Raw genomic sequence first — 15,410 nt, forward strand, 5'->3', positions numbered from 1 at the left:
CAGTGGGGAGGGGTGGGGGTCCTACGCGCACGCGCGCGTAGAGCAGCGGAAAATGGGGCCGTGCAACCCCCTCGCGGGGCCCTCAACGGCCGTTCACAGACCGGGGGATGTGCACCCACATACGCGGGGGTCGGGCCTTCTGCGGGCCGCCTGCGGCTTCCGCCCGTTTCAGGTTCGGGCGGAAGCCGTTCAGTGCTTGGGGCGGACCAGCTTGAGCGTGACGCCACCGACGCCGATGGGGCCGGTGGTCTGGGCGATGACGGTGACCGCGTGGGCGGCGGTGTCGAGCAGCGCGCACAGGGCGGCGACCAGTCCCCAGCAGCCCATGGCGGCGGCTCCGGCGATGACGATCGGGAACAGGTAGTGGCCCAGGGGGTGCCCGGCGTGGTCGGTGGTGTGGACGATGACGACGACCGGCTGCCCGGTGGCTTCGGCACGGCGGTAGGCGTCGGCGGGAATGTGCGGGGCGATGATCCCCGGCGGGTCACGATGTGCCATCAGGGCTCTCCCTCAGGTCAGTTGGAGTCGGCGCACGGCACGCAGGTGCCGAGCAATGCGGGCGAGACGCCACCGGTACACAGGAAGCGACGCGCTCGCGTGCGCGGTGGTCATCAGCGGCCCGTGCCGGTGAGGTCGACCGGTACGCCGTTGACCTGGCCGCGCAGTTCGGCGTAGCGGGTCGAGACCCAGCCCACCGACCAACCGCACAACTCCGCAGCCGTGCGCACCGACATGCCCTCCGCGTGAGCGGCGGCCACGATCGCGCGGGCGTCGTCCTCGGACAGCTTCTCCGTGGCAGGACCGGCGGACAGCAGCGCGGCGCGTTCACGCGCTGCCCGCTCCTCCCGCTCGTTCTGTTCACGACGCTCCCGCTCAGCGCGCTCGCGCTGCTCGCGTTCCGCGCGTTCGGCGGCTTCACGTTCACGGCGTTCACGCTCCCGCTCACGCTGTTCACGCTCACGGTCGGCGCGTTCACGCTGCTCGCACTCGGCACGCTCCCGGGCCTCTTCCCGCTCGCGTTCCTCACGCCGCGCGGCGGCCTCCCGCTCGGCCTGTTCACGAGCCATGCGGGCCTCATGTTCACGCTGTTCACGAGCGAGTTCCGCCGCGTGCTCGCGTTCCTCACGAGCCCGCCGCGCAGCCTCGTCACGTCGCTCGATCGCAGCCCGTTCACGGGCTTCCCGCTCCGCTTGCTGCTTGGCTTCCAGCGCCAGCACGGCGGCTGTGATCGCGCGCCGGTAGGCGAGTCCGGTCTCCGCCGTGACGATCAGCAGCAGCGGGGCGACCGCGTGCACGGCCACGCCCACCAGGTCGTTCTTGAGCGCGGAGTCGGCGACGTTGAGGGCGAGGGTCATGCAGCCGGTCATCCACCGCAGCGCGATGGGCCACCGTCCGCCGTTGCCCCCGAGCCGGGCGAGCACCGCGTCCAGGCGGACCACGATGACCACGGCCGCATCCACCACCAGGGGCAGGATGGGCGCGGTCCAGGCCCACTGGGCGGGGGTGTGGGCGGAGGCGAGCGGGGTGACGGTGAGGATCGAGTAGAGCATCGCGCCCGCCACGATCAGCCACGTGCCGACCGACAACGCCCGCTCCGCTGAACGGATGTGAGCGGCGTTCACGCCCCCACCTCCGACCATGAACGCACCCGGATCGCCGCGATCAGTACGACCGGGGAGGCGGGGTCGTCGGGGGTCTCGCTGTCCTCGGTCCACTCCCACTCGGCGCCCGGTACCGGCTCGAAGCCGAGCACGCTGAGCGCGTCCGTACGATCCGTGAACGTCGGGACGGTGCGCGTGAACCGATAGTCGGGCCACCGCTCGGTGGTGTTCATCAAGGCCACGTACAGGCGCCAGTGGCCGGCGCGGACGGACATCTGCGCAGTGAACTCCCGCACGTCGTTTTGTCCGTTCACGCCGCACCGCCCCGGTGCACGGTCGCGGCCTGGCCCGCCAGCGCGGTCAGCAGTCGGCGGCGGGCCCGGCGGATACGCCGCACGTCCAGCTCGGTGGGGGTGCGGTTCATGGTGATGATCTGTGCGTCCAGCAGGTCGACGTCCGCGAGGATCGCGGGCATCTCCAGCTCGATGGCGTCCAGCTCGGCGTCCGTCGGGTCCATGAAGTCGACGAACGCGGTAACAGCATCTTGAAGAGTGACGATGTGGTCCATTGGGTCGTGTGTCCTTCCACAGGTGAACGGCCCGAACAGCGGTCCCGGTGTTCGCGCACCGGGGCCGCGCGCCGTTGAAGTCGGGTTTCCGGCTCCCCTCAGCGCCGCTCGTGCGAGACGAGCAGCGGAGGCAACCGGCCGCAGAGAACTGCGGTGGATGAGTGGTCTCTTTCGGGGACGCGGCTGCCGGATCAGGTACAGCCCGCTAGGGCCCCGTTGTAGGCAGAGACCTGACCTTTCGGTCTGCCATCCGGACTGCCAAGGGATCGCCTGCCGTGAGGCAGACGACTGTCCGGTGCCCTCCCCCCGTCCAACGCGGGGCTCCTGAGTGTGCTGTTCTTGCAGGTCAAGCAGGCGTGACGCATCCTCCCTACGTTGCTTAGGGGGGGTTGCGCTCTTTCCTGATAGGTACCGTAAGCAAACGGGAGGGGTGCGCGCAACCCCCTCTAGCGATAGAGTTCGCTAGCCCCCCTAGACGAGGAGTGGAGAGCTGTGCACGACGACATGAAGCGGGTCTCTGAGATCGCGGCCCCGGTCGACCGGGCCAAAGCAGCGATCGACCTGATGGCGACCTATCAGGGATGGGTGCTTGAGCTGTCCCGCATCCGCCGCGAGGCCATCGAAGAAGCGCAGGCGTCCGGCATGACTCAGACCGAAATCGCCACGCAACTCGGGGTGAGCCGAGGTCGCGTAGGGCAGCTGGCGTCTGCCGGGCCGCCCCCGGAGCGCGCGTTCTTCGGCACAAACCTGGTGACGGTGTCGCTCGGTGGCAAGCCCGAGGCGGGCAAGGGCCCTGACCAGAACCCGAGTGAGGTTGTGACCAGGGAAGACCTCAAAAACTTCGACCACCTGCGCAAGCTGCTGGGCGGGATGAAGCTTGAGGCCGAGTACGAGGTGATCCCGACGACGGGAATCGTCAACCTCAACCGCGACAACCACGTGGTCGTCTGTGGACCGCGGCTGTCGCCCATCGTCGCCCAGGTGCTCGAAGGGGACGACAACCTGCGCTTCGAGAAAGACCGAGCCTGGCACCTGGTGGACCAGAAGGCCGGCAAGGAGTACCGATCGCCGATGGATGAAGACGGCTCCGCCGGCGACTTCGGCTACCTGGGCCGACTCCCCCGACTGGACGGCCGTGGCACGTTCCTGTACATCGCCGGAATCCACGCCATAGGCGCCAACGGGGTCGTGCACTACCTGGAGAACAACCTCGCCGAGCTGTACCGGGAGGTTCGCACCCGCCGGTTCTCGACGCTCATTTCCTGTCGCTACGACCCAAAGACGCTCGACGTACTGGAGAGCCGCCGCGTCACCCCGCTGTACCGACACGAGGGATGATCATGCGCGTCTGTATGGACACACAGCCGGGGGGAGCCAACCCCAATGAGGACTGGGTGGCAGGAACGCCCACGCTCGCTGTCGTGCTGGACGGACTCAGTACGGCAGGCCTCAGCACGGGATGCCGGCACGGCGTCCCGTGGTACGTCGCGCACCTCGGCGGTCAGCTTGTTGCGGCCCTCGCAGACCCGGACCGCCAACTCTCAGACGGTTTGGCGGATGCTCTCGAACGTGTTGCAGGGCTGCATCCCGAGTGCGATCTCAAGAATCCGGGGACGCCGTCCGCCACGGTCGCGGTCTTGCGGCATCGAGACAGCGTCCTGGACCATCTCGTCCTCGCAGACTCTCCCATCGTGCTTGAGGGGCCGCAGGGGTATTCGGTGATCACTGATCTCCGGGTGGACGACATCCTGCCCGAGATGAGAGCTGAGGTTGAGCGGTACGAGACTCACACCTCAGAGCACAGGGAGGCCGTGCAACGATTCGTGCTCGCGCAGCGGCAAGTACGCAACACGGCAGAGGGGTACTGGGTGGCTGCGGCGGATCCAGAAGCAGCAGAGCACACCCTGACCGGCACTACATCACTCGGAGGAGTGCATGCTGCTGCCGTGATGTCTGATGGCGTATCAAGGCTCGTGAGCGAGTACGAGATGGTGACCTGGTCGGAAGCGTTCGCCACGCTCCGGGCGGGGGGTCCCCGTGAACTGATCGACACCGTACGCAGGGTTGAGGCCATGGACCCCACTGGACGCCGGTGGCCGCGGTACAAGTCTGGGGATGACGCCGCAGTGGCCTACTGCCAATGGTGACTTGACCAACGAAAAATGCACGACGTTCCGACATCAATGACTGATGTGGACGATCACGAATTGTCTGACCGTTGGCAGAGCCGTGTCATCGGATGACAGCGGGCATCGGATATTCCCCGTGGACGGCCATTCCCGATGTGACGTTCTGCTGCGGGACACGCCCCTCGCGCGATGGGTACCGCCTCGGTGCCGGCCTGGTGGCCGCGCTGCGTTGCCAGGGTTCCTCCCCCGGCGGTGACGTAGTGGCCTCGGGCCTGATGGCCAGGCAGGATGCGTGATCGCATCGGCGTGGTGGGGTGTCCGGCAGCGTACCGACTCGTTCTTGCTGGGGTGGCGGTCGCACGGATCGCCGATCACGGAAAGACCACTCGTTGAAGACGCAGCCCGTTCGTGTCGTGTTCCGCTCCGCGCTGCGGACTCCGCCTGCTCCTGGCGAGGGTCTGAGGGTGGCCCTGTACCAAGGCCAGGGGCCGGTCGGAAGCTCTGAGGCGGTACGGCAGAACCTGGAGCGACTGGCCGAGGTCACCGCACTCGCAGCGGCCTACGGCTGCCAAGTAGTGGTGTTCCCGGAGAAGTACACCACCGGCTACGCCATCGACCCCGATCAGTGCCGAGAACTGGCAGAACACTGCGAGGGCCCTTCGGTCGAGCGGGCCCGGCTGGCGGCCAAGGAGAACGGTCTCGCAGTACTCCTGCCCTACCCCGAGCGCGACGGCACCAGCTTCTACGACTCCATCAGCGTCATCGCTGCAGACGGGCAAGTAGTGGCGAACTACCGCAAGACCCACCTGTACGGGGCAGCTGAGCGGCGCAATTACTCCTTCGGCCAGGAACTGCCGCCCGTCGTGTCGTTGAACGATGTCAAGGTGGGCGTCCTCAACTGCTACGAGTGCGAGTTCCCGCCGCTCTACCAGTACCTTGCCGAGCGGGGAGCGAAGATCGTGCTCGGCCCCACAGCGGCCGATGGCCACTTCCGCCTGGCCAACGGGACGATGACCCAGGTGCCCTACCAGGACGCCACCCGCCACATCATCCCCGCCATGGCCAGCATCTGGCGGCTGTTCGTCGCCTACGCCAACCGCCGCGGCTGGGAACAGGTCGTAGCCGGCGCCTGGCAGTACCAGGGCAACTCCGGGATCTGGGGCCCCGACGGCGAGCCCCTGGTCGCAGCTGACCCCGAAGACCGCCAACACGACTGCCTCCTGATCGCCGACTGCCTCCCCGCCTCCGTCCCACCCTTCAGCCCCGAAGGCCACCACCCCACCGACAACCGCCTCGCCCTCGACCCCACCCTGCGCCCCGCACACTGAGAACGGGCGTGGGCCTCACCCCGATCTGCCCTAGCCGGGTACTCGGCGTCACGATCGGCGGCGAATCTTCTCCCCCCTGATGTCTGCCAGTGGGGAGATCCAACCGGCCGCTATCAATCGGAGTAGTTCTGCATCAGGACGTCTTCCACGCCGCGATCAGCACACGCGCGAGGATGCGGACCAGCGCGGTGTCCGGCTCGACGAGGTCGGCGTGCTCGCGGTGTGCCCACACGTCCCGCCCCGGTCCGCTCATGCTCTCCTCGTGCCAGAGGTGAACTGCGTCGTCGGGATCGGTGATCGGCTCGTCGCAGTAGCGGCAGAAGCGCAGGGTCATGACGCACCCGCGATCTGTGTGTGGCAGGGGCAGGTGCAGCGTCGTACCAGGACCAGGCCTGCCCCGTGGGGTAGTGGGATGTCCTTGGTCTGGCGGCATTCGTGGTGCAGTTCCTGGTATCCGTCCAGGGCGGCCACTGCGCACTCGGCGGAGCGCGTCGAAGGGTCGTCGATGGCCGCGGTCACGGGCGCGCGCCGAGGTTCTCGTAGTGGTCGCACAAAGCGTTCAGGGTGCGTGCCAGGCGTCGGGCATAGCCGACTTCTACGCCGAGTCTGCGGATCGGCTCGGCCCGGAGTTTTCCCCGCGCCTCGCCTACGCAGGCAAGTGCGCAGTATCGGGGGATGCTGTCCTTCTTCAACCGCCTGACGGACTGCTCGACCTCGGGGATAAGCAGCTCCAGGTGGCCCCGAATCATCTGCGTCAGCGTCTCCAGTTCGTCAGCCGTCGGGGGCAGCGCCACCGCGTCTGGGTCCAGCAGAATCTGCACGGTCTCGCGCATGACGGTGATGTCAGGGCGATCGGCTTGCCCGCGCTCAGTACCTTCGGATGCTGCGGTGGTGCGGTTCGCCATGTCGACCCCTGCCCAGTCGGCCACGCCCGGGGCCGTTCGCATGGTCGCCGGGTCTCGTCGTGCCTCTCGAAGCTAGGAGTGCGATGGTCACCCATGCCAGCAATGTGCAGATCTTTGCAGTCATGCCAACCAGCCCTGCTCCTTGGCGAGTTCGGCCTCTTGACCAGCTACGACATCTGCCGGAGCGTGTCGCAAAGAACTGCACATCGAATGGATGGAGACAGTCATGTCGCTACGGTTCATCGGGATCGACCCCGACACCAAGACCGGGGACTCACCGACCGTATGGGTCGACCAGGAGAAGGGCGAACTCGTCTTCCAAGGATGGAAGCCCGACCCCCAACTCGAATCAGAGTGCGCCGCGTTCGAAGTGCCAGGTCATGCCGTCGGTATTCCGGTGGACGAGGCCGTGATCCGCGTCCCTGCCAGGATGGTGCACATGATCAGGGAGGCGTGCGATGTCCTCGATCGTTCCGACGATCGCTGAACTCATGGACGAGTGCACACGCTCCGCTGTGCACCTTGAGATGCGAGACCACTACGGGGTGGCCGCAGAGGCTGATGACTTCCGGACATGGCTGGAGACCGGCCGTCTCGACACAGACCCCGGATCGCCGGACTGGGCACCCTGGGTGGACCTGGTCTCCCGTGCCGTGGCGCGCGGCATCGCGGTGCGGCGCGCCCGGATCGTGTCCGAACCCGTCACGGACTACATCCGCTACGAACACGCCTCCACCGGCGTCAACGTGCACGCCGGGGAACAGGTGCGCTGGTTGCCCCGCCGACGCGCCTCGGACATCGCCCTACCGGGCAACGACTTCTGGCTCTTCGACGACCAGGTGATCCGGTGGGGTTACTTCTCCGGCGACGGAGCCATGATCGGCCACGAGGTCTCCGAGGGCCCAGCCGCCGCGAAGCTGTGCGCTGAGTCCTTCGAGGCCGTATGGACGCGCGCGATCCCGCACGACCAGTACCAGATCCACTGACCAGAAAGCACCGGCAGCCAACCCATGCCCGCCTCGCCCTCCTCCTCTGCCCAGGCCGCACGTGAAGCCGTCGCCCACCGGCTGCGCGACCTGCGCAAGCAAGCCGGCCTGACGGTCGTGCAGTTGGCTGCCGCGTGCGGCTGGCACTACTCCAAGACCTCACGCATCGAGAACGCCCTCACCGGGCCATCCGCGAACGACATCCGACGGTGGTGCACCGCGACCGGGTCGGACGGACAAGCGCAGGATCTCGTCGTGCAGTCCATCAACGCGGAGTCGATGTACCGGCAATGGCGCGACCAGGTCCGCGCCGGACTGCGCCACATCCAGGACAGCAGGATGCAGGCATCCCGCGAAACCCAGAACTTCCGGATCTACTCCTCCAGCATCGTCCCCGGGCTCCTGCAGACAGAGGGCTACGCACTCGCCGTCCTCGGCATCGCCGCAGGCATCCACGACCTGGACATCGACGACAGTGCAGAGGCCGCGCGCGCTCGGCTCGAACGCTCCCGCATCATTCACGAACAGGGACACCGCTTCGTCGTGGTCGTCGAGGAGGCCGTCCTGCACTCCCAAGTGGCCGACGCCGACGCGATGGCAGCGCAACTCGGCTACCTCCTCACCGCCGGCGCCCTCCCAGCCGTCTCCCTCGGCGTCATCCCCATGACCATCCGCCGGACGCACTGGCCCGAAGAGACCTTTCACCTCTACGACGACAAGCACGTCTCCGTCGAGCTGGTGTCCGCCGAAGTGAACGTCACCCAACCCTCAGAGATCGCCCTGTACTCGAAGGCATTCGAGCGGTTGCGCAGCATGGCCGTGTACGGCGCGGACGCCCGCGCTCTGATCGTGAAAGCCATCGAAGCCCTGCGCTGAGCCCAGACTTTGCCCAATTCTGTGTTCGAGATCTACATCCAACCTTCGGTTGCCACTTGCCGTCGTCCCTGCATCCGTAGACCTTGCCGTTCCCCGAGCCGCATCCCCGGGTCCGTCTCGGCGGCACCTTAGGATCCAGGTCATGGCAGACATCCCCGACGAATTGATCAAGCTGGAACGTTCCTCCGAAGACGCCCGTCAACAACTCACCGGTCTTGATCGTGAGGAGTACGAGGCACAGTGGAAGGCGTGGCGTACGGCGGCCGAAGACTTCCAGGCCGCCGTGACCGCATATGCGACGCGCGACGACGTGACCATGTCGCGGTATGAGGTGGAGCAGGCGGCGAAGCGGGCTGTACGGCACCCCGAGCCTGCTGATGCCTGACCTACGAGCCGTCGGGCCAGCTCGCCGACGGCCGTCTGTTCGACCCGGGCGCCCCATGCGCCCGGCATCTTGCGTACCGCTTCCTCCCTGAAGTCCGGCCGGTCTTTCAAGTCGTCGCTGCGCAGAGGCTCTCAGCCCAGCGAGTTACAACTTTCTCTACTGGTTCAAGGCGGCTCGCTCCGCTCCCCGCGCGCGGCCCGGCCCCCGGCCGGGCCTGCACTCCTGTCTCCGCCCCGCTCCAGCCCGGCCGGCGCCCGTGCCGCGTACAGCGATCAATCGCCTGCTACAAGAGAAGGCGTTCATCGTGGATGGGCGTTCGACTCTGCGGCTTTAGCCACCTCCCCGGCCAGGGAGCCACTCTCTCTAATGACGGTAAAATCCGAAACCTGCCCAAATTACCGACCCGAGTACAGCCCCCTGATCATGCTCGACCTCAGACCTGGCAGGCCGCCTGACTAAACCCGCTCCACCCGCCTCAGAAGAGCATCGAATCGTCTTGCTTCACAGGGCCGCGAGCAGAATCAGGAACGGGCAGCAAATTCTTTTCACTCAGGTCGCCAACGGTAACTTGAGAACCTGCGATTACTCTGTCGAGTAGCTCGGCCTGTGCGGCCTCTAGTTCAACAACTAGGCCCAGCACATTTAGCAACTGTAGAAGTTCGCTCGTGTACTGCGAGGTCCACGCGGTAGTAAAAACCTCATCCAGGGGCGAAGATTTACGTCCCCCCGGCACACGCTTCCGATAGCCGAACCACTTCTTAAGCACTTGCATTCCTGAGACATTATATTCCCAGACTGCATGGGGAACTGGACTGACAGCGCCCTGACCGATTCGCAATGTTTCAGTCGTCGGGTCGTATGAGATTTCTGCCGGCATATCGTCGGCAGCATCGGGAATCTGTTGAATAACTTTAGGTCTACGATCATCAGGCAGCCGGACGATATTATGCGGTCGACCATCGCTCTCATCGAAGAAGCGTTCTCCGAATGTATGGGCCCAGATCACCCGACGCCCCAACTGAACGGCTTCGTTCCATATAGCAGGCTCACTTGTGAGTGGAACTCTCACCTTGGGTGTCTTCAATTGATCCACGAATCGTTCCGTGTAATGCGCATGTGACACCACCCCTGCCACGTAAGCAACAAGATCTTCGGGAATCACCTGGAGTCCCATAATCTCCGAGAGACACTCGGCTAGCTTGGGCATGAAATTCAGATGTCCCGCATCGGCATCCCTGTACAGCGGAAAGACTCGCCCTCCCTCACTACCTTTGTAGTGATCCATATCCTGAACCCAGGACGAGAAGGTTACACCAGGGCCCGACTTAATAGCGTGTGCATGATGCTCACTTACGAAGACTTGCTGTTCAGACCTACTCGCCCAGAGAGAGGGGCGGGGATCATTCATCAGTCGAGGGTCAGCAATAATCCATTGCCGATCAAAACTCCGATAGGCGTAACGCTCAAGCGGCGGGTCGATCGCAGTCTCACCGAGAAATGCACTTAGACGAGTTCCTGAATCTAGCAATGACTCCTTGGCGCGCTTTAGATTTGAATCGCGAGTCTCGCGAAAGAGTTCAGATTTGCGGATCCCCTCAGCCCGAACAACGAGCTTCCATCGATCCGCCAAAACTTCTTTGGATGGATTAATGATCCAGGTGCGGTTGGGCTTAACACCCGGAACCGTCCACGGCATAAGATCTTCCAAAAGGGGATAACGCGTCCAGTCCTCTTCCTGTGCAGGCCTGAAGGGATCCTGCCATCCGTCAGTGCATGTTGTCCACATAAGGCTATTCAGCCCTAGTTCTTCAAGGGCAGTGAATTTCTCACTCCGATTTCCATGGACCTCAGCATAGTGGACGGTAGCAGGATTCTCCGGATCTCCCTCACCTGAGCGCACGAAGAAAGCAATAGATAGTTCTTCCTGGACACCGGCGAAGAATCGTGTCGAAATTTGCGGCCTATGCCCTTCAGGAGACACGTTGACGATCCATGCCTCATCTGCAACGCGCCGCAAGTATTCCCGCATCGCACCAAAGCCCGGGCCGGTGCAATAGCCACCCGGGGTGATGAAAGCGATAACGCCGGACGGAAACTCAGGGTGGGCGTCAAACACTTTCCATGTGGCCCAACGCCAGAAATATACGTAGAGATTTTTCAAATGCTTCAGGTGGGCACCCATGGCTCGCGGCGAAGCGGAAGGGGTGAAATCCTTCAGTAGCGGCTGCTGACTCGCCTTCAGATCTCCCGACTCTACCCAGCCACCTTGACCGCCTGCCTTATCTTTGTATGGCGGGTTGCCAATTACAACAAGTACCGGCTCTTCTCTCTTTACTTTGTTAGCGTCCCGCCTAGACCGCGCAATCGGCTCATACAGGGCGCCGAGTTGACTCTGCTCGGCATACGGGTTATCAAGCGTGTCTGCCACATAAACCCTGAGTTCTGGAGTTTGCTCATCCCCAATCATCTCCTGTAGGGCCTGATGCAATCGAAGTTCAGCGACAGCAAAGGGACCGGTCTGTTTTTCGAAGCCTATTAGCTGCTGAGATGAAAAAGTCCTGAGCCTTGGCCCTACTGCGCCCTGGCCTTCTTCGTCAATAATGGCGTCTTTTACTTTTTGGATGATGTTGAGCAAGAAAGTCCCGGTCCCCATGGCAGGGTCGGCAACCACGATCCCATCTGAAGCCAGGCCACTAATTTTCCCTAGTCTTTTCTTAAGAATTTCATCCACGAATCCGGTCATGAATGAAACCGCTTCCTGCGGCGTGTAATAAGAACCTGTGGCCTGTCGCAGTTTGGAGTCATACTGCGCCAAGAAGCTCTCATAGAGATGCAAGTGAGCATCCCCGGAAGCATTATCCAACTTCTGCCAGTCGACGGCTCCAATAACTGCGATCAAAGATTCAAGCGTAACACCCAAACCGCCATTCGAATCATCAGTCAGAACAGCCAGGGCCTTACCCATGAGACTGTGTTTCTTACCCAACTCACGCGCGATAACGGAGACATCCCGGGAGGAGAAATCTACCTTTTCAACCCGTGCGAGAAGAAGAGCGAATGTTACCGTTTGAGCGTACTGGTCCGCGAAAGCATCATCGGTAGCATCAGGGAACAGCAAACCACGCCAGTCGTCAGCTAGGACGCTGAAAAGTGGGGACGCAACTCCCTCTTTTTCAAGTTTGAGCGAGGACAGAACCTCAGCCCGGAGAAGCGCACAGAGGCCAGAAATGGCCTTAACAAGCTGTGTAATTGTCCGGGGAGGATTGGGACTCCACAAAAGAAATGAACGAAGCACCTGAGAGAACAGGCCGTCATCAGAAGCGAGGGCGGAACCCGCCGTCCTGACAGACTTGTTAAGTCGGGCTATTTCGCCTACTCGTTTCCCATTTCTGTAGAGAGCCCACTCGTTACCATCCGTGTACAGCACGTTCGGTAGGAGTTTCAGCTTATTCCACTGTCGGCCGTTGTGCCCAGTGAAGACAGTAGGGTCCGCCCCCTTCCCTGGACGCTTGATTTCGATGTACCCCACAGGCGCTCCGCTTACATCAACGCCGTAGTCCGGCCGCGCCTCTAGGTCAACTAGCCTCACCTCGCCGTGCATAACGGCATTCAGCCCCATGGCGGTCGCCACCGCCGAAACCAAGGTTTCTGTTGGTGCGCGAAGCTGATCTTCAGGATCGCCAGGTCCATGAAACTTGGGCTTGAGAATCGCGCCGTACTTTGAAATGGCAGCTTGGACAGCCGCATCAAAACCGGCAGGGAGGGAATTCGATGCGGTCGCCACGGTAGGTCACCCCTTCGCTACAGGTACAGGCGATACGTACTGTAGCGGCAAGATCGCTCCAACCGTGAGGGGATGGGGAACGAGAGTTGCGAGGCTCCGTGGCAGATCACCGCGTGGTTCAAGCTGACTCTCTGTCAACACACTCCGCATCTCGGGGGAACTTCAGGGACGAAGAAGTCACCCGCCTGTGGTGTCTCCGAGGGGCTCTATCATCACGCGGTGAGCGTCTGCGGCCGTTGGAGATAGGTGATCCGCGGTGGAGCTGTTTCGAGGCATCACGGAGCAGAGTCACGGGAAGGCTGGCCCCGCAGCTCATTGCGTCTGCGTGTCTCTGTCTCCAACTCTCCCTGCACGACGCGGTGGTGAGGCGGAAGTGGATGGCGTTGGGAGTGCCGGGTCAGAGCTGTATCGATGGCCAGATCGTTCACCGTGCGCTGCAACGGCCAGATGAACGCCGTCTGGAACGGCCACACTGGGTGCCAGTAGCCGGCGGGGAGCTGTGGCGCGATCACTCGATCTGTCTCTGCGGTCCACACCAGGATAGTTAGCTTGTCCACGGTCAGTGCCGTGAACAGAGCGTCGTAGACCTCGGGATCATCTGGATCCGGTGAAGGGCTGATACGCAGTTCAGCGGCACGAATGTCGAGGTGATAGAGGCCCTGGTGGTAGGCGATCCACACCTGAGTCCGCTGTGGCGGGGTCGAGTGGTCCATCAGGTGGCGGCGCATGGCTGGCGTAGTGAGCGGCTGCGGAGTGGGATCAGGACCCGGGCGGCCCATGAATTCGTTCACCCACGCCGTCTTCGTGGCCCACGTCGCCAGAGTGGTGCACTTTCCCTCGTCCAACAGCACCCGCTTCCCCTGCATGAGGGGCACGATGAGACGCTCGGTCTTCATCTCAAGCTGGCTCATCCAGCCGCCGTTACAGTCTCTGCAGACCTCTCTCGCGACGAAGCACAGGACGGAGCCTTGACGCTCACGCATGGTATGCGGATACACGGTAATCGTTCCGGCCTCTTGGTGGCCGAAACCGAGGGACCGAATGGATCGTGTTGGTTCGGTGGCTTGTGTGTACTTTCCCATCCACTGCGGCCACAGGTGCTCTTCCGTGATCTTCCCTGGGTTGCCGCAGAAGGCGCACAAACGCCGCGGGCGTGGGGCCATGCATCACCTCTGCTCAAGTGATCCACATTGATCTGACGACACTACGGGCCAACCGGTGCGCGTGTCAGGGAGATTTGATGCCGTCACCGTTGCGACCTATCAAGCACTCTCTCAACTCGTGCCAGATCGTGCGGGGAACCACGGGGAACACCGGGGAACCGGTCGCCCGCCCATACAGCCCCGACGCTGCTCCGTCGCAGGTCAACCCCAGAACGAGCCCTAGACACCCTTAGCTTCCCAAGCTGATGTCCGGAGACGAGCCGGGCATTGCCACGGCGGCCTCGCCGGGCCGTCTGTGGGCCGTCCGAGGCTGGCCAACAACGACCAGCAACGACCAACAACGGCCGCAACCACGCAGCTCGTCGGCGGAGTGGAGGGTAACCCCGCACCCCACCAACGACCGCGCTCAATACATGCGCTACTGAGCACCCCGTGACGCCTGCGCACGCCCCCAACCGGCCGCACGCGCCCTCTTGTTGACCCGTGCTTTACCTGCGACTCTGAGAGTCCCCCCACTTGTGAACTTGTGAACCCGGTAACTAACGGACCCGAAGATCCCACACGAGATCCGCCGACAAGCTCCGACGACAGATCCCGCGAGAGATCCCACGGGCCCGCCGACGACCCCGGATTCCCTAGGAGGTGGCCTCATCCCATGCTGCATCCCACTCCGCAATCCACGCCCCGATCCACCCTGGTCCGCGACGCCATGAGCACGGTGGTCCTCACCATCGGCCCCGCCCACACCCTCCGCCAGGCAGCCGCCCTGATGGCCTCGCGTCATGTCGGCGCGGCCGTGGTCCTCGATCCGGACGCCGGCGGCATCGGCATCCTCACCGAGCGCGACATCCTCAACTCCCTCGGCCGGGGCCAGAACCCGGACACCGAGCGCGCCCACGCCCACACCACCACCGACGTCGTCTTCGCCACCCCGGCCTGGACCCTGGAGGACGCGGCGAGCGCGATGGCCCACGGCGGCTTCCGCCACCTCATCGTCCTCGACCGCAGCGAGCCCGCCGGCATCGTCTCGGTCCGCGACATCATCCGCTGCTGGGCACCCGCCCGCCAGCAGGTTCCCGCCTGAAACCGGGCCTCATCGCGGTTGGACCAAGTCCAAGTCCAGCATTCCTCCAAAGTCACACCCATTCGGGAACTGGTCACCCAGCTGTTAAGCTGACCGGCATGAGTGACCTACTGGAGCGGCTGCGCGGACGCGGATGGCGGATGACCGCACAGCGCCGCGTCGTGGCCGAAGTACTCGACGGCGACCACGTCCACCTGACGGCCGACGAAGTCCACTCCCGCGCCGTGGCGAAGCTCCCCGAGATCTCCCGGGCGACGGTCTACAACACGCTGGGCGAGCTGGTCTCCCTCGGCGAGGTCCTCGAAGTCTCCACGGACAAGCGAGCCAAGCGCTACGACCCGAACGCGCACAGCCCGCACCACCACCTGGTCTGCGCCAACTGCGGCCAGATCCGTGACGTCCACCCGGGCGGCAACCCGCTGGCCGACCTCCCCGACTCGGAGCGCTTCGGCTTCACGGTCTCGGACGTCGAGGTGACCTACCGCGGCCTGTGCCCGAACTGCGCGAGCGCGTAAGCCTGTTACCGCCCTTCACCGAGCCCCGGCACCGCACACAGCGGCCGCCGGGGCTTTGTGCTGCGTACGGCCTTCCTGAATCTGAC

17 protein-coding genes are annotated in these 15,410 nt (G+C 63.9%); 9 read left to right on the forward strand and 8 right to left on the reverse strand.

Going from position 1 to position 15,410, the window contains the following annotated elements; all coding sequences use genetic code 11:
- Positions 1-189 precede the first annotated feature (189 nt).
- From OHT77_RS16275 to OHT77_RS16290, 4 genes are all read right to left on the reverse strand, one after another.
- Complete coding sequence (locus OHT77_RS16275; protein WP_328829188.1) at positions 190-498, reverse strand: hypothetical protein; 309 nt, start codon at positions 496-498, stop codon at positions 190-192.
- A gap of 113 nt (positions 499-611) precedes the next feature.
- Complete coding sequence (locus tag OHT77_RS16280; protein WP_328829189.1) at positions 612-1,622, reverse strand: DUF2637 domain-containing protein; 1,011 nt, start codon at positions 1,620-1,622, stop codon at positions 612-614.
- Positions 1,619-1,876 carry a DUF6303 family protein gene (locus tag OHT77_RS16285; RefSeq protein WP_328829191.1) on the reverse strand — a complete coding sequence of 86 codons (258 nt, stop codon included), beginning with the start codon at positions 1,874-1,876 and terminating at the stop codon, positions 1,619-1,621. The genes OHT77_RS16280 and OHT77_RS16285 overlap by 4 nt, the downstream gene beginning before the upstream one ends.
- A gap of 35 nt (positions 1,877-1,911) precedes the next feature.
- Positions 1,912-2,169 carry a DUF6284 family protein gene (locus tag OHT77_RS16290; protein WP_328829192.1) on the reverse strand — a complete coding sequence of 86 codons (258 nt, stop codon included), beginning with the start codon at positions 2,167-2,169 and terminating at the stop codon, positions 1,912-1,914.
- A 492-nt stretch (positions 2,170-2,661) separates the two neighbouring features.
- On the opposite strand from OHT77_RS16290, the gene OHT77_RS16295 reads away from it, so the two are divergent.
- From OHT77_RS16295 to OHT77_RS16305, 3 genes are all read left to right on the forward strand, one after another.
- Positions 2,662-3,507: a sigma factor-like helix-turn-helix DNA-binding protein gene (locus tag OHT77_RS16295; RefSeq protein WP_328829194.1), complete on the forward strand. Its 846-nt coding sequence runs from the start codon at positions 2,662-2,664 to the stop codon at positions 3,505-3,507.
- Complete coding sequence (locus tag OHT77_RS16300) at positions 3,504-4,316, forward strand: hypothetical protein (RefSeq protein ID WP_328829196.1); 813 nt, start codon at positions 3,504-3,506, stop codon at positions 4,314-4,316. The genes OHT77_RS16295 and OHT77_RS16300 overlap by 4 nt, the downstream gene beginning before the upstream one ends.
- A 446-nt stretch (positions 4,317-4,762) precedes the next feature.
- Positions 4,763-5,626: a nitrilase-related carbon-nitrogen hydrolase gene (locus tag OHT77_RS16305; RefSeq protein ID WP_328829197.1), complete on the forward strand. Its 864-nt coding sequence runs from the start codon at positions 4,763-4,765 to the stop codon at positions 5,624-5,626.
- A gap of 133 nt (positions 5,627-5,759) precedes the next feature.
- Here OHT77_RS16305 and OHT77_RS16310 read toward each other — a convergent pair whose 3' ends face one another.
- Both OHT77_RS16310 and OHT77_RS16315 read right to left on the reverse strand, forming a co-directional pair.
- Positions 5,760-5,960 (reverse strand): hypothetical protein, encoded by a 201-nt coding sequence (locus OHT77_RS16310; protein WP_328829198.1) that lies wholly within the window; start codon positions 5,958-5,960, stop codon positions 5,760-5,762.
- Between the two features lie 181 nt (positions 5,961-6,141).
- Complete coding sequence (locus OHT77_RS16315; protein ID WP_328829199.1) at positions 6,142-6,531, reverse strand: DUF6415 family natural product biosynthesis protein; 390 nt, start codon at positions 6,529-6,531, stop codon at positions 6,142-6,144.
- A gap of 226 nt (positions 6,532-6,757) precedes the next feature.
- Between OHT77_RS16315 and OHT77_RS16320 the strand changes: the two genes are divergently transcribed.
- The 4 genes from OHT77_RS16320 (at position 6,758) to OHT77_RS16335 (ending at position 8,778) form a co-directional block, all read left to right on the forward strand.
- Positions 6,758-7,018: a hypothetical protein gene (locus OHT77_RS16320; protein ID WP_328829201.1), complete on the forward strand. Its 261-nt coding sequence runs from the start codon at positions 6,758-6,760 to the stop codon at positions 7,016-7,018.
- Positions 6,990-7,517, forward strand: a complete 528-nt coding sequence (locus OHT77_RS16325; RefSeq protein ID WP_328829204.1) for a DUF6879 family protein — start codon at positions 6,990-6,992, stop codon at positions 7,515-7,517. The genes OHT77_RS16320 and OHT77_RS16325 overlap by 29 nt, the downstream gene beginning before the upstream one ends.
- A 24-nt stretch (positions 7,518-7,541) precedes the next feature.
- On the forward strand, positions 7,542-8,393 hold the full coding sequence (locus OHT77_RS16330) for a helix-turn-helix domain-containing protein (protein ID WP_328829206.1): 852 nt from the start codon (positions 7,542-7,544) through the stop codon (positions 8,391-8,393).
- Between the two features lie 142 nt (positions 8,394-8,535).
- A complete protein-coding gene (locus OHT77_RS16335; protein WP_328829209.1) occupies positions 8,536-8,778 on the forward strand; it encodes a hypothetical protein in 243 nt (80 codons plus the stop codon).
- 475 nt (positions 8,779-9,253) lie between these two features.
- On the opposite strand, the gene OHT77_RS16340 is transcribed toward OHT77_RS16335, so the two are convergent.
- Both OHT77_RS16340 and OHT77_RS16345 read right to left on the reverse strand, forming a co-directional pair.
- A complete protein-coding gene (locus tag OHT77_RS16340) occupies positions 9,254-12,562 on the reverse strand; it encodes a type ISP restriction/modification enzyme (RefSeq protein ID WP_328829211.1) in 3,309 nt (1,102 codons plus the stop codon).
- Positions 12,563-12,837: 275 nt separating this feature from the next.
- On the reverse strand, positions 12,838-13,473 hold the full coding sequence (locus tag OHT77_RS16345; RefSeq protein ID WP_328829212.1) for a hypothetical protein: 636 nt from the start codon (positions 13,471-13,473) through the stop codon (positions 12,838-12,840).
- A 907-nt stretch (positions 13,474-14,380) separates the two neighbouring features.
- Between OHT77_RS16345 and OHT77_RS16350 the strand changes: the two genes are divergently transcribed.
- Complete coding sequence (locus OHT77_RS16350; RefSeq protein ID WP_266772364.1) at positions 14,381-14,809, forward strand: CBS domain-containing protein; 429 nt, start codon at positions 14,381-14,383, stop codon at positions 14,807-14,809.
- Between the two features lie 98 nt (positions 14,810-14,907).
- Entirely contained in the window at positions 14,908-15,324 is a 417-nt protein-coding gene (locus OHT77_RS16355) for a Fur family transcriptional regulator (protein ID WP_019058319.1), read from the forward strand.
- The last annotated feature ends 86 nt before the right edge of the window (positions 15,325-15,410 follow it).

This window comes from Streptomyces sp. NBC_00252, from assembly GCF_036187565.1.
Taxonomy (GTDB): Bacteria; Actinomycetota; Actinomycetes; order Streptomycetales; family Streptomycetaceae; genus Streptomyces.

Coding starts and splice junctions, on each gene's coding strand:
- OHT77_RS16275 (WP_328829188.1), bottom strand. CDS start 498: ATGGCACATCGTGACCCGCCGGGGATCATCGCCCCGCACATTCCCGCC.
- OHT77_RS16285 (WP_328829191.1), bottom strand. CDS start 1,876: ATGTCCGTCCGCGCCGGCCACTGGCGCCTGTACGTGGCCTTGATGAAC.
- OHT77_RS16290 (WP_328829192.1), bottom strand. CDS start 2,169: ATGGACCACATCGTCACTCTTCAAGATGCTGTTACCGCGTTCGTCGAC.
- OHT77_RS16300 (WP_328829196.1), top strand. CDS start 3,504: ATGATCATGCGCGTCTGTATGGACACACAGCCGGGGGGAGCCAACCCC.
- OHT77_RS16310 (WP_328829198.1), bottom strand. CDS start 5,960: ATGACCCTGCGCTTCTGCCGCTACTGCGACGAGCCGATCACCGATCCC.
- OHT77_RS16315 (WP_328829199.1), bottom strand. CDS start 6,531: ATGGCGAACCGCACCACCGCAGCATCCGAAGGTACTGAGCGCGGGCAA.
- OHT77_RS16320 (WP_328829201.1), top strand. CDS start 6,758: ATGTCGCTACGGTTCATCGGGATCGACCCCGACACCAAGACCGGGGAC.
- OHT77_RS16325 (WP_328829204.1), top strand. CDS start 6,990: ATGTCCTCGATCGTTCCGACGATCGCTGAACTCATGGACGAGTGCACA.
- OHT77_RS16330 (WP_328829206.1), top strand. CDS start 7,542: ATGCCCGCCTCGCCCTCCTCCTCTGCCCAGGCCGCACGTGAAGCCGTC.
- OHT77_RS16335 (WP_328829209.1), top strand. CDS start 8,536: ATGGCAGACATCCCCGACGAATTGATCAAGCTGGAACGTTCCTCCGAA.
- OHT77_RS16345 (WP_328829212.1), bottom strand. CDS start 13,473: ATGAGCCAGCTTGAGATGAAGACCGAGCGTCTCATCGTGCCCCTCATG.
- OHT77_RS16350 (WP_266772364.1), top strand. CDS start 14,381: ATGCTGCATCCCACTCCGCAATCCACGCCCCGATCCACCCTGGTCCGC.
- OHT77_RS16355 (WP_019058319.1), top strand. CDS start 14,908: ATGAGTGACCTACTGGAGCGGCTGCGCGGACGCGGATGGCGGATGACC.